Raw genomic sequence first — 13,752 nt, 5'->3', positions numbered from 1 at the left:
CAGCTGATATGATTAAATTAGCACTCTTCATTCTGTTTCTCCCGCTGTTCTCATTTGTCTTTCAGATTTTCTCTTTCAGACGTTTTGAAGAGAAGAAGGGGGAGTGGGTCTCAGTAGGTATTCAATTTATAACTTTAATACTGTCCCTGGTCATGCTGGGCATGATGCTTTCAAAGAGCGATCCCAATTTTAGTCTGGAACTACATCAGAGTTGGTTGGATCTGGGCTTATTCAAAATTGATCTTGGTGTCTATATAGACAACATCACCGTGATTATGCTGGTGGTAGTGGCCATTATCTCATCTTTGGTTCACCTTTATTCCACAGCATACATGGCCGGGGATGTCCGTTACTCCAGATATTTTGGTTTTCTGGGAATCTTTACCTTTTCCATGAATGGTATCGTCCTGGCCAACAGTCTTTTCATGATCTATATCTTCTGGGAACTGGTAGGACTCTCATCCTATCTGCTCATTGGACACTGGTGGGAAAAAGATTCAGCAGCGAATGCCAGTAAGAAAGCCTTTATTGCCAATCGTATCGGTGATATCGGTATGTTTACAGGCATGCTAATTATCGCCACGGTCCTGGGGACATTCAATTTCCAGCTGATTGGCGAGAGAATCCATGATGGGTTGTGGGCGGCCAACGCCGGGATGTTGTTTGGTGGTATTGAACCCCACAAACTTCTCACTTTTGCAGGTGTCCTGGTGTTTATGGGTGCCGTGGGAAAATCTGCACAATTTCCACTACATGTTTGGTTACCTGATGCCATGGAAGGTCCAACACCCGTATCAGCACTGATCCACGCCGCTACCATGGTCGCTGCCGGTGTTTATCTTGTGGTTCGCATCTTTCCTTTTCTTACTGCTGATGCCATGGCAACCATTGCTTTTATTGGAGGGGTGACGGCCATTTATGCAGCCACCATCGCCATCACGCAGAACGATATTAAGAAGGTACTGGCCTATTCTACTGTAAGCCAGTTGGGCTATATGATTATGGCACTTGGAACAGGCGCTTATGTGGCCGGTTTCTTCCACCTCGTGACCCACGCCATGTTTAAAGGAGCTTTATTTCTGGCCTCTGGATCTGTGATTCACGCCATGCATCATAGTCTCCATCATTTGAATGATCATGAGACTGATCCACAGGATATGCGCAACATGGGTGGTTTAAGAACCAAGATGCCCATCACCTTTGGTGTCTTCATGGTGACCACAGCTGCAATTTCTGGTATACCTCTATTTTCAGGTTTTCTAAGCAAGGATGCCATTCTTGCTGGAACCTGGAACTATGCTGCCAACGTTCATGATGGCTGGCTGGCCCATCTCCATCTGGCCTGGATTCTCCCTGTATTTGGATTTGGAGCCGCAGCTATTACGGCTTTCTATATGTTTCGCCTGATCTTTATGACCTTTTACGGTGAAGCCAGGCAACCTCAGATTTTCAGACATATCAAGGAGTCGCCCAAAGTCATGACGATTCCATTAATCATTCTGGCTATCCTGTCATTATTTTTCGTCTTCACACTGCCATCAGTAAATCCCATCTCAGATCATGGTTGGTTTACTACGGTAGTTCAATCTCCAGAGAGTGCAGTAACCACTGGTCCTGCATTTGACCTGGAGCATTTTGAACATGGTATGCATGAAGCTCATATCCCAGCCATGGTAACTTCACTCTTGGTTGCTGGTCTGGGTATTCTGCTCTCTGTTCTGGTATACCTGTTAAATAAAATTTCTGCTGATAAGCTGGCTGCCAAACTGGGAGCACTCTATCGGGGATCATATAACAAGTGGTATATGGATGAATTCTATATCAACGGAATAATACGACCCTTTCTCAAGGGCTGTAACGCACTTGGTCGTTTTGATCTGGACTTTTATGATCATTATCTCATCAACGGATGGGGTCGCAACACCAAACGTACTTCCAAGGGAGTGGGTCTGGCAGATGATCTTATCGTGGATGGCGCCGTCAATTTCGCCGGTATCATCTTTCAATGGTTGGGGTGGACCTTAAAGTTCATCCAAACCGGTAAAATTCAAAATTATCTCATTTTTGTATTGATCGGCGCAGCGCTGCTGTATGTCGTCAATGTATTCTAGGACTGAAGGAGTCGATTAACGCCATGGAAAATCATTTACTAAGCATTGTAACCTTCCTGCCAGTATTTGGAGCGGTGATTATTGCCCTGATCCCCAAGGAAAAGTTGGACATTATCCGCTGGGGTGCAGCTGCCATCACTGGTCTCCAATTAATTCTGGCTATCTGGATTTTATACATCTTCGATTTCTCAAGTTCAGAGGTTCAGCTTCAGGAGCATTTCGCCTGGATTCCAGCCTTTAACATTGAATATTTTATGGGAATTGATGGCCTGAGTGCCCCCATGATTCTGCTTACAGCCCTTTTAAGTTTCCTGGCTGTATTTACATCATGGAATATTGAGAAAGCTCAAAAGGGGTATTTTGCTCTCTTCCTGCTTCTCGATGCAGGTATGATGGGTGTCTTTTCATCCCTGGACTTCTTCCTGTTCTATATCTTCTGGGAAGTCATGCTCCTGCCAATGTACTTCTTGATTGGTATCTGGGGTGGTCCACAACGTGAATATGCTGCCATTAAATTTTTCTTATATACCCTTTTTGGATCTGTGCTGCTTCTGTTGGGAATGTTAGCGCTCTATTTCATTTCTGAGCCCCATACCTTTAACATGCTGCTTCTGGCTGAACACTCCTCACAATTTGGCAATGCATTGCTGTTGGGGATGAATGCCGGGAAGGTGATATTTATTCTGCTCTTTGTTGGTTTTGCTATCAAAGTGCCCATTTTCCCCTTCCATACCTGGTTACCCCTGGCACACGTTGAAGCACCAACTGCCATCTCTGTTATTCTTGCCGGTGTCTTGCTGAAAATGGGAACCTATGGCTTCCTCAGAATCAGCTTTCCTGTACTTAAAGATGCCACCCTATGGTTCGCCCTGCCGCTGGCTATACTCGGCCTTATAAACATCATTTACGGCGCTATGGCGGCATTGGCGCAAAGGGACCTGAAGAAGATGGTTGCTTACTCTTCAGTTTCTCATATGGGATTTGTCCTTTTGGGTATGGCAGCCCTCACACCAGCTGGTATGAACGGCGCTGTTTTCCAGATGTTCAACCATGGTACCATCTCAGCCATGCTCTTTATGTTGGTCGGTGTCCTCTATGACCGAGCACACCATCGTGATATTGAAGGTTTTGGTGGAATTGCCAAGGTGGTCCCAATTTATGCAGGTGTCACAGCCATGGCATTTTTTGCCGGTCTCGGACTACCTGGTTTCTCAGGTTTTATTTCAGAAGCACTCTGTATGATTGGTGCCTTCCCGGTATTTACCTGGATTACCATATTTGCCACCATTGGTATCGTCCTCAATGCAGGCTATTTCCTCTGGGCTTATCAGAGAATATTTATGGGTGAACTCAATAGTAAATACGAGAAATTGGAGGAGATCAATAATCGCGAATTATTTGCTCTGATACCCCTGGCAATAATCACTTTCTTCCTTGGTGTGTATCCCACACCCATGCTGAATTTGATGAGCGCCACCCTGAATCATCTGGTGGAAGCTGTCAAAACCGCCGGAATGGTAGCTGGTCTGTAATCAAATAGGACATTCTTATGAACCTTAATCAAATCATGACGGATCTCTCCTATTTCATACCTGAGATGATGCTTACCGGGATATTGCTCCTCGTCATTTTGTTCGACCTCTTCCAGAAGGCCGATACTTCTATCCGATCTGGATATGTTGCATTAGCAGGGCTGGTACTGGTGACCATTGCCCTCATCGGCCAGGATGTTTCAACTTCTGTTGGCATATTTTCAAATATGCTGGCCGTGGACCCTTTTGGTAACTATCTAAAGATACTGGTAACTCTGGGTACCATATTAGTAATGTGGATGTCATTCAACTCCAACGAGTTGAAGAACAGGAGGGTAGGGGAATATTATACGCTGCTCCTGGTCCTGGTCCTGGGCATGTATTTTCTGGTATCAGCGACCCATCTGCTAAGTATATACATCTCTCTCGAGATGGTCAGCATTATGAGTTATCTCCTTTCAGGATATCTGAAGGAACAGATGCGCTCCAATGAGGCTTCTATCAAATACGTTGTGTTTGGTGCTTTCAGCTCTGGGATCCTGCTCTACGGATTCTCATTGTTGTATGGTCTCACAGGCAGTGCTGACATTTTTGAAATTCAAGCAGCACTTTCAGCTGGAACTGCCTCACCTGCTCTTATGATGATTATTCTGATTACGATCCTGGTAGGCTTTGGCTATAAGATTGCTGCAGTACCCTTCCATTTCTGGACCCCTGATGTGTATGAAGGAGCACCCGCTCCCATCACAGCTTTCTTATCCGTAGCTCCTAAAGCCGCTGGATTTGCCATTATCATTCGTTTCTTCAATGTGGCCTTATCCAGTGCAGGCAATCCCAACATGGAAGCCTGGGCTGCACTGAGCAACATGAATTGGCAGGCTGTCATTGGTATCCTGGCGATTCTCTCAATGACGGTAGGAAATGTCATTGCCCTCCAACAATCAAATATCAAGCGTATGCTGGCCTATTCAAGTATTGCCCATGCGGGCTATATGCTGCTTGGTGTCGTGGTAGCTGATCAAACAGGTATTGCCGCCGTATTGTATTACGCTGCAGTTTATATGCTCATGAATCTGGGCGCTTTCTTTGTGGCTATTCACATAAAAAATGCTTTTGATACAGAAGAGATTGAAGACTATAAAGCTTTGGGATATAAAGCACCCGTCCTCGGTGTGATCATGGCGATCTTTATGTTCTCCCTCACGGGTCTGCCACCTACAGGTGGTTTTGTGGCCAAATTCTATCTTTTCCGTGCTTTGATTGAATATGGAGATATGTATTTCTGGCTGGCTATCATTGGTCTGATTAATGGTGTTATATCGCTTTACTACTATATGCGAGTTGTAAAGGCCATGTATTTTGGGAAGATTGAATTACCTGAAACGATCCACCAAGCTCCCATCAATGTCACGATCCTTTTGTGCGTGTTGGCTCTGCCCTTGTTATTTGCCTGGATGCTGGGTGACCCCCTCTCCATTTATGCCCAGAATGCAGTCCAGTTCTTCATTAAATAAATAAACACTTCAGTTTGAATAAAAACCCTGCCAAAATTGGTGGGGTTTTTTATTTTAAGATATGGCTGGAACCAGTATGAAAATCTGGTTTCAAGGGGAACCATGCCCAGGTAAAATTTTATGAAGTTCCCAATTAATAGAAAAATCCGAATAGCCTTTACCTGCACAGTGATGTGTCTGTGCTCATGTGAATCTTTGCTGGATATTGAAGTGGGGATTCTCTGGCAAGATGATCCTTTCTTCAGTGATACAGGAACTGTCTATCTGGGAATTTTGAAAGGGAAGTGGGATTCAAACACAGGCTTTGATAACACCGTTCTGGATATATCAGAAGTTCAGCCGGGAATGAATGAAAGCTGCAGGTTCTCCGTTAACACAAGTAAATCAGACAACTTCACAGCCTTTATCTTTATTGATATTGGTGACAATGGGATATACGATGATGGTTATGATACTGTGCTTGGATATAAGTACAACTATGGGGAATCTGGGGGAAATCTTGAAATATCTTTGTCAGCCTATTACTAGCTGTTCTGCTTAATCGTCATCCAATACATCCATATCAAACCACCAGCGGCCAGTTTCATCTATCCAGACCTGATGGGTTAATACTCCATTTTTCTGACACTTAATGCGGTATTCAATACCATCATAACTTCTGTATTTGAAGTTTTTATCTTTAAAATACTTGATAGTAAGTTCACCTTTATTGATATCGTTCCAATCATCACCCACCACCTTTGTAAAACTATCTCTGATTGGGTAGCTACCATATATGCCATAATACATACGGAGTTGGGTTCGAACAGTGCCAATCCCTGCAACAGCTTCGGCGCGCTTGGCGACTTCCAGGTTATGCTGGTAAATGGGTACTGCAGCGCCAGCGAGTACACCAATGATCACGATGACGATCATGAGTTCGACTAATGAGAATCCTCGTATGGCTGTTTCGTTTTTCACGACATGCTGCTCTTTACGTATCCCCTGCAATTTCTATGATAGGGTACAATATAAGTTTTATGTCCAGGAATGGGTATATCAATAGTATCTCAACGGGACACCATAGCAGTATCCTGGTTCTCCCATCTAAGTTTAATAAATATGCTTGTTGCTTGGTGCATGCCAAAGTTAACTTGTGCACAACTCATTCAATATGGAGAAACTGGGATGACAATGAGTCAAGCAGAGTTGGGTGTCCTGCACGAATACATCGGACGATCAAAATCTTATCTGGAGTTTGGATCAGGGGAAAGTACCAGGTATGCTGTTTCCGTACCATCATTGAACACGATTAATTCTGTTGAATCTTCCTCTGAATTTCTCCAAAATCATTTTATGCAAACACCAGAAATTCAGCTGGCTGTGAATCAGGGCCGCTTAACCTTTCACACCTTTGATTTCGGGGAAATGGGGAAATGGGGTCACCTCAAATCCAGAAAGAAAAAGCATTTATGGCCAAATTTCGCTCTGGCTGTATTCTCACAACCTCAAAACCCTGATTTGGTATTAATTGATGGTAGATTCAGAGTGGCATCAACCCTCAGTACCATTCTCAACACACCGCAAGATACTAAAATTATGATTCACGATTTCTGGAATAGACCCAGATATCATATCCTGCTCAACTTCCTGGATGTTGAAATTCAGGTTGATACATTGGGTGTCTTCGCCAAGAAAAAGGTTCTAAACACAAAAAAAATGCAATCTATATTGCGAAAGTATCAATATTTGCCCAAGGATAAGAACCTGGGAATTGTGATAATGAGCGAGCTAAGAAGACTATTTAATCCGAAAAATAAACAGCCTCTCTAACTCCTAACTTCTAACTCCTAACTTCTAACTCCGAACTCTCAACTCTAGATCAGTTCACCAGACCAAGTTTTTTCAACTCTTTTTCGTAGCGGTTTACCAGATCATCCATGTTGTCAATAACCGCTTGAACCGCTTCTGGTTGAGTCATATCGACGCCTGCTTGTTTTAATTGTTCTACAGGATAATCACTCCCACCAGACTTAAGCAGGTTGATGTAATTTGCTCGAGCCTGCTTCTTTGATTTTCGTGTCCCTTCGTTCATTTGTTTGAAGAGGGAAGCAGAAGCAGCATAGCTGGTGGCATATTGGTAGACATAATAGGGAACTGCAGAAAAATGGGGGATTCGCGCCCAGGTAATATCATAAAGTTCATGATTATCCATGGAATCACCATAGAATGTGACCAGGACATCATGATAAACACTATTGAGGACATCGGCCGTAATAGGCATGCCTTCCTCAACGAGTTTATGGACCTGATATTCATAATCAGCAAACAGAACCTGTGTGTAAAAGGTCCCGGCAATATTATCAATGGCGTGGCTTAATAGCACGAGACGTTCCTGGGGATCTTCACTCTCCTCCAGCATATATTCTAACAAATGGGCCTCCGCCATGGTGGAAGCAACCTCAGCCACGAACAGGGTATAGCCTGAATTTGAGAAAGTCTGTGCTTCATTGGCAAGCATAGTGTGAACCGTATGGCCCATCTCATGAGCCAAAGTAAATACATCATTGAGTGTGTTGGTATAGTTCAGCAGCATATAGGGGTGAACGCCATAGAGTCCTGCCGAGAAGGCACCCGTTGTTTTTCCAGGGGTTTCATAGACATCAACCCAGCCTGGCGAGAAAGCCTGAACTTGTTTTTGACTGTAGCTCCTGCCCAGAGGTTTAATGGATTCCTGGACCATCCTGGCCACACCATCAAAATCGTAATCTTTCTCAAAATCAATGACAGGTATGGCTGAGTCATAACCATCATATTCATCAAGCTTTAGTGCTTCTTTACGCAATTTATGATAGCGTTGAAGCGGTGCCGTCCCTGCACGTCCCTGCTCCAGCAAATTGAGGTAGACATCCACTGGGATATTATTCCGCTCCAGGGTGGCTTCCAGAGTGGATTCATAGTTTCGTGCCTGAGCAAAGGCCCAATCCCTCTGACAGATTCCATCATAGGATGCTGCATAGGTGTTGATGTTTTTATTGTAGGTCCCATTACGTTCCAGAAAGGCGGCTTTGCGGTCTTCATGGTTGCGGGATGTTGCAAAGATGCGACCTGCCTCACCCTCTGAAATCTGGACTTCTTCACCGGTTGACAGGGTGATCGTACCAAATTGGATGTCTGCAGTTGACAATTGATCATAGACATTTCCAGGATTTCCACTGAAGCGGCTGAAATAGGAAAGGAGTCGTTCACTCTTTTCATCCAGGACATGAGCCTGTTGGCGGTAAAGATCCTCAACACCAAATCGATACGGTGCCAGTTCCGGGTTGTCAGCGAATAGAGTCTCCATGGTTTCCCAGGGAATTGCCAGCATTTCTGGAGCAAACCAGGATGTAGCCGTCCCAAATTTTGAAAAGAGAATTTGAACCTGTTGTAATTTGGCATACACTTCATTGTCACGATTATCAATGGCTCTGATCAGTCCAGCATAGGTCTGGACACGATCCGCAATTAAGCTTAATTCCTCGCGCATGGTGAAGGCTCGCAGCAAACTTTCAGGACCGGCTGAAAGGGTACCCTTGAGTTCGCTATAACCATCCATTAATCCTTCCAGACGCTGGAGATCCTGCTCCCAGGCATTCCAATCACTATAAATATCGCTCATATTCCATTTGTATTTGTCATCAATATCAGCCCTTTCTTTTGGGGCCGCCAACAGGACCTGTATAGAAAGCACAAAAAACAGAATAAGCGTGCAACTTTTAGAAAACATCTTCATGGTATACTCCATTTATAAACAATAGTTGTATTGATCGTGACAGGCGGCTTGTCACGTCCCCAACCCTTGGGGATAATCAGCGACTAAAGTATAAAAAAACCGGTCAGATTCCACGCATTGCTTTATTACGATTTCATATGGTGGAGGGGATACAGAATGTATGAGGTTGAGCCTGTTGATTGGCAGGCTTCATTTTCACTTCGTTGAAACGGATTAGAAGTGTTTTGAGGAGAATGCTCTGCCTGAGTGGGATTTTAAATATGGTCGAAATGGTGAGCCTTCTCTTCAGAGTCGAAAGATATAGCTGTCTGCAGATGCCACGGTGCCTTAGCAGCTGTCGATTTGACTTTCCCCTGATTGTGCTCTGTCAATCGCTTGACAATATTCGTCGTATAACCCTTATAATATCTGTCTTGGTTTGCATCACTTTTAATTAGATAAACATGATATTTAAGCGGCTCATTCATGGGGACTCCTTGCATTGAAACATTTAACAAGAACTATCTCCCTGATTAAGATCAGGTATTTGGATTGGTCGTTCGAAATGTGTGGTTGGCTGTATGATTGGATCCGGCTCCGTGTTTTCACACTACGCCGGGACACCCGACTTCTCTTTCGCATTAGCGAGGAGAGCCTGCACCGGCGTAGCTTGAGCATCGCGAAAGCGAAGCCGTGTGGAGGCGGGGAGATTCAAAAGACCTGAATCCTACGAGACGAGACCTGTCAACGTATCTAATTGACTATCAGCGACTTAGAGATACTACAAAGCAGCACTGAAACTCAGAATTTTCATCCCAGATCACTGAGCTTCACGGATTAAGTGGCACGTATGTGGCACGCAGTCTATACATGGGGAGTAGTTATTTCAGCGCGTGCACTCGGTGTGCAATCTGAACTTGAGATAGACTATTATTGACTGTTCCCCCTTGCTGAGGCCGAGGGCGTAAAGTTCCTTGGTCATTTGTCTCGTTCTATTTTCCGCAATACCAAGTGGGTAAATGGATCCCCCCGGGTAAACCTGGGATCCCATCCATAACCCGCCTACACTCAAAGAGCTACGGCGTGGTTATCCGCCCCGGCACTGATGGTGACATCGCGCCGAAGCGAGTTATTCTTCATTCATCCCCGCGTGAACACGGGGTGTTCTGTTCGCGACCTTACACTGTAAGCTCGCGAAGGCGGATAAAATACCCGTGTAATTCCAGTTCAGATTAATTGTTGTCACTAGTTTTAATTACCTTATAATGGATATGATGAGAAGAGAAGTTCCAATACTTGTTAGTCTTCTGGTCCTTCTGGGCCCACTATTTACCGATGCACATCATTCACATAAGCACGTATTTCAGAAAATGGATGCTGGGCTATGCTCTGTTGATTGCGAAGATGTGTCTCATCAGCACAATACGCTTAATTGTGACAAGGGTTTCCAGACGAGCAGATATCTGCCAGGTACCTTTGATTCCATAATACTAAGCTATGACTTTTCGAGCACTATTAAGACGTTTGATTCAGGCAGAATTTCCTCTGATAACTGGTACTCTTGTCCTCAAGGTCGTGCACCGCCCTATATCTCCACCGTGACCAAGACTTGATTCTTTAATCTCAATCAATGGAGGGATATTTTATGAGAAAGACAATGTGTCTTTTCATTTGCATTACATCAATATGGGCTCAGACGACTTCAAACCCGGATTTCAGTGTTATTGGACAGCTATCAATTCAGCGGAGTGACAGCAGTGTGGCATTGAATGGAGCTGACCTCGAATTAGCGATTACAGGCTACCTGAATCCATACGCACGAGCTGAAGTGTACCTGCATAAGCACAATGTTTCAGCAGCTCTCGAAGTGGAGGAGGCGGTCTTGACGATTGAGCGAGGATTACCATTTGGAACTGCCGCACGAATTGGGCACTTGCGGCCATCATTGGGCCTAATTAATCGTGAACATGAACACCTCTGGCCATTTATTGTGGCTCCGAAATCTGCAGTTGAAATTGCAGGTGAGGAGATGTGGAGTGGTACAGGGGCGGAGTTCAGTTGGCTTTTACCTTTACCGTGGGCTGTAGATGTATCGCTCGGAGCGTTTTCAGGTGGACTTTCTGCAGAAGAACACGGACATGAGGAATCTGCTGAAGATCATTCAGAATCTGGTTCTGGAGAGCCTCCAGTATGCGTGGGACGTTTGGGTAACTTCTTTGAATTGGGCCAAGTCACTCATTTGGGGATTGGAAGCAGCTTCTATCTGGATCCAGATGAAAATCGTAAAATATTGAACCTGGATTCCAAACTACGCTGGCGCCCGGACTCCTACCGAGGTTTAACGATTCAGGGAGAGGTTTTCTTCAATTTAGCTGACGCAGATTCGGCAAATGTACTGATTGAAGAGGGCCACTCCGAGGCGTTGGAGTATAGCACTTATGCATTTGCGAACTACAAGTTCAATCGAAAATGGAATATTGGTTTAATGCTAGATGGCCTCAAGCATGAAGGTGAAGAAATAGCTTGGTCCCCAGGGGTGTTTTTTGGTTTTAGTCCTGTTGAAGAAAGCACAGTATTGAGGGTAGTACTGCAAAACAACACTCATGATGATAAGAGCGATCTACTCACTCTAATCCAACTGATATGGTCCTTGGGACCCCATAAACCACACTCATTTTAGGATAGTATTATGAAAAAAACACTGACCGTATTCCTTGTGCTTCTTACTTCAATTTACGGTAAAATAAGAGTAGTAACATCTACGTCAGACCTTGCGGCCATTGCCCAGGAGATCGGTGGGGATAAGGTAAGCGTAGAAAGCATCGCCAGGGGGGATCAGAATCCTCACTATATTGAGGTTCTACCTTCCTACATGCTGAAGGTCAGGCGAGCAGATATATACCTAAAAGTGGGGATGGAATTGGATCTCTGGTCTGATCAAATCATTGGAGGTTCACGAAATAAGGATCTACTTGTAGTAGACTGTTCAGAGAACATCAAAGCCCAGGAAGTACCAACAGGTAAGGTGGATGCCAGCATGGGAGATATTCATCGCTACGGGAATCCACATTATTGGCTTGATCCTCAGAATGGACCCCTCATAGCCGAATCCATTGCTAAAGCCCTGAAGAAAAGAGATCCAGAAAACATACAGTTTTATGAAAATAATTTGAGAGCTTTCAATCAGTCTGTCACTAATTCGCTTGAGCGGTGGACATCCAAATACGCTCAACTCAGAGATCGGAAGCTACTATATTATCACAATACTTGGCCCTATTTTAATTATCGCTTCGGACTAGAGGTCTCGGAATTTGTGGAGCCAAAACCCGGAATAATGCCAACACCTAATCATGTTGATCAGCTGGTAAAATTAATCAGAACTGAACAATTGAAAGTTCTGGCAATGGAACCATATTTCAGTGATACAGCAGCAAGGTACCTTGCAGAAAAGACCGGCATACAGATTGTGAAGTTGGCACCTTCCGTTGGTTCTCAAAAAGGGACAGATACCTACCTGAAGATGATCGAGTATAACCTTGATGCCTTGTTCCAACCGCTAGGGAATGAATAATGGAATATATTGAAATATTATTGCTACCATTTATGGCTGCATTTGTGCTGACTGGTATTCAGGTGTACCTTGGGCTCCATATAGTCACGCGCGGTGTGATCTTCGTTGATTTGGCTTTGGCGCAGGTTGCTGCACTCGGAATGGCCATAGGTGTTATTCTCGGCTTGGGGCACGAATCTGTTGCTATCTATTTCATTGCCTTACTTTTTACAATCTTAGGAGCAGGCTTATTTACCCTAACGAGAGAGATCCAACGGCGATTCACTCAAGAAGCTATCATTGGGATAGTCTATGTAGTCTCAGCTGCTTTGATGATTCTTCTATTATCAAAGTTACCAGAGGGAGGCGAGCACCTGAATCACCTGCTCGTAGGTTCTATCTTGTTTGTATCTCCCGAGGTTGTTTTGAAAACAGCTGGTCTCTATGCATTGATTGGTCTATTTCATTACAGATATCGGGAGGCATTTCTCACTGTATCAAAATTTCCAGGTTTTGAATCAACGAAAGATCTAAATACTCGATTGTGGGATTTTATATTTTATGTCAGTTTTGGACTCGTAGTAACGAGTGCTGTTCAGATAGCTGGAATCCTACTAGTGTTCTCATATCTTATCATTCCAGCAGTCGCTGCTTTGATTTATGCCCATGGCATCAAACGTAGGCTAATATTTGGTTGGGCTTTTGGAGTTGTGGGGAGTCTACTTGGATTATTCATCTCAGTATTATTAGATTTGCCCACCGGAGCGAGTATCGTGGCAGCGTTTGGCACCCTCCTTATTTTTGTGGTATTGTTTAACAAACTTCGCCAACAACTGGATTAGTGGGACATTCAATGACCTCCAAGGGATTGTGTATCCCTCGGCGTTATCCCATAACTCACTATCCCACAGTTAATTACAGACACTCTAAAATCAGCATGTGCATTTGGTGATGCAAACTGATCAACGACAAGTCTTTTCTAATGTCGTTCATCAGGCTACCATCATGATATGTGCAGTAGGTGGCACGAATGTGGCAATTTTGCGGATATAATACATATAAGTAATTGATAATATTATACTTATAAGTGGTCGTGGAGGCGGGGAGAATCGAACTCCCGTCCGAAACGCAAAGCCGATCAGCGTCTACATGTGTATTCCGAACTTTAAATTTACCGTTACAGCTCCTTCGGACTGGATCTTATAACGACTATTCAGCTAAGTTTAAGATTCCCACCGCTGACGAGTGAGTCTCCGATCCCATTTTAGCGACGCCCCAGACCCTGCCAATGGGCAAGAGCAGAGAAGGAACG

General features: G+C 44.3%; 10 protein-coding genes, 1 other RNA gene and 1 pseudogene. 8 read left to right on the top strand and 4 right to left on the bottom strand.

Annotated features, from left to right (window positions below; all coding sequences use genetic code 11):
- Positions 1–8 precede the first annotated feature (8 nt).
- The 4 genes from nuoL (at position 9) to ISR87_07435 (ending at position 5,685) form a co-directional block, all read left to right on the top strand.
- Positions 9–2,111 carry an NADH-quinone oxidoreductase subunit L gene (gene nuoL / locus ISR87_07450; GenBank protein MBL7025278.1) on the top strand — a complete coding sequence of 701 codons (2,103 nt, stop codon included), beginning with the start codon at positions 9–11 and terminating at the stop codon, positions 2,109–2,111.
- A gap of 23 nt (positions 2,112–2,134) precedes the next feature.
- Positions 2,135–3,643, top strand: a complete 1,509-nt coding sequence (locus tag ISR87_07445; GenBank protein ID MBL7025277.1) for an NADH-quinone oxidoreductase subunit M — start codon at positions 2,135–2,137, stop codon at positions 3,641–3,643.
- 17 nt (positions 3,644–3,660) lie between these two features.
- Positions 3,661–5,157, top strand: a complete 1,497-nt coding sequence (locus ISR87_07440) for an NADH-quinone oxidoreductase subunit N (protein MBL7025276.1) — start codon at positions 3,661–3,663, stop codon at positions 5,155–5,157.
- Between the two features lie 120 nt (positions 5,158–5,277).
- A complete protein-coding gene (locus tag ISR87_07435; GenBank protein ID MBL7025275.1) occupies positions 5,278–5,685 on the top strand; it encodes a hypothetical protein in 408 nt (135 codons plus the stop codon).
- A 9-nt stretch (positions 5,686–5,694) separates the two neighbouring features.
- Here ISR87_07435 and ISR87_07430 read toward each other — a convergent pair whose 3' ends face one another.
- Positions 5,695–6,117, bottom strand: coding sequence for a prepilin-type N-terminal cleavage/methylation domain-containing protein (locus tag ISR87_07430; protein ID MBL7025274.1), 423 nt, complete (start codon positions 6,115–6,117; stop codon positions 5,695–5,697).
- A 207-nt stretch (positions 6,118–6,324) separates the two neighbouring features.
- Here ISR87_07430 and ISR87_07425 point away from each other — a divergent pair, with 207 nt between their 5' ends.
- Entirely contained in the window at positions 6,325–6,969 is a 645-nt protein-coding gene (locus ISR87_07425) for a hypothetical protein (protein MBL7025273.1), read from the top strand.
- Positions 6,970–7,018: 49 nt separating this feature from the next.
- Here the strand turns inward: ISR87_07425 and pepF are convergent, their stop codons facing one another.
- Complete coding sequence (pepF, locus tag ISR87_07420; protein ID MBL7025272.1) at positions 7,019–8,911, bottom strand: oligoendopeptidase F; 1,893 nt, start codon at positions 8,909–8,911, stop codon at positions 7,019–7,021.
- 213 nt (positions 8,912–9,124) lie between these two features.
- Positions 9,125–9,378 (bottom strand): annotated as a pseudogene (locus ISR87_07415) (GIY-YIG nuclease family protein).
- A 1,157-nt stretch (positions 9,379–10,535) separates the two neighbouring features.
- On the opposite strand from ISR87_07415, the gene ISR87_07410 reads away from it, so the two are divergent.
- The 3 genes from ISR87_07410 to ISR87_07400 are packed head-to-tail and all read left to right on the top strand — an operon-like array spanning position 10,536 to position 13,282.
- Positions 10,536–11,570 (top strand): hypothetical protein, encoded by a 1,035-nt coding sequence (locus ISR87_07410; protein MBL7025271.1) that lies wholly within the window; start codon positions 10,536–10,538, stop codon positions 11,568–11,570.
- 9 nt (positions 11,571–11,579) lie between these two features.
- Positions 11,580–12,461: a zinc ABC transporter substrate-binding protein gene (locus ISR87_07405; GenBank protein ID MBL7025270.1), complete on the top strand. Its 882-nt coding sequence runs from the start codon at positions 11,580–11,582 to the stop codon at positions 12,459–12,461.
- Positions 12,461–13,282 carry a metal ABC transporter permease gene (locus ISR87_07400; GenBank protein ID MBL7025269.1) on the top strand — a complete coding sequence of 274 codons (822 nt, stop codon included), beginning with the start codon at positions 12,461–12,463 and terminating at the stop codon, positions 13,280–13,282. The genes ISR87_07405 and ISR87_07400 overlap by 1 nt, the downstream gene beginning before the upstream one ends.
- A gap of 249 nt (positions 13,283–13,531) precedes the next feature.
- Here ISR87_07400 and ssrA read toward each other — a convergent pair.
- Positions 13,532–13,752: a transfer-messenger RNA gene (gene ssrA / locus ISR87_07395) on the bottom strand; the annotation flags it as partial.

The organism is Candidatus Neomarinimicrobiota bacterium (genome assembly GCA_016784545.1).
GTDB lineage: Bacteria > Fidelibacterota > UBA8477 > UBA8477 > JABMPR01 > JABMPR01.
The sequence above is the reverse complement of the archived record's forward strand: the minus strand, read 5'-3'. Positions and strand labels throughout refer to the sequence as shown.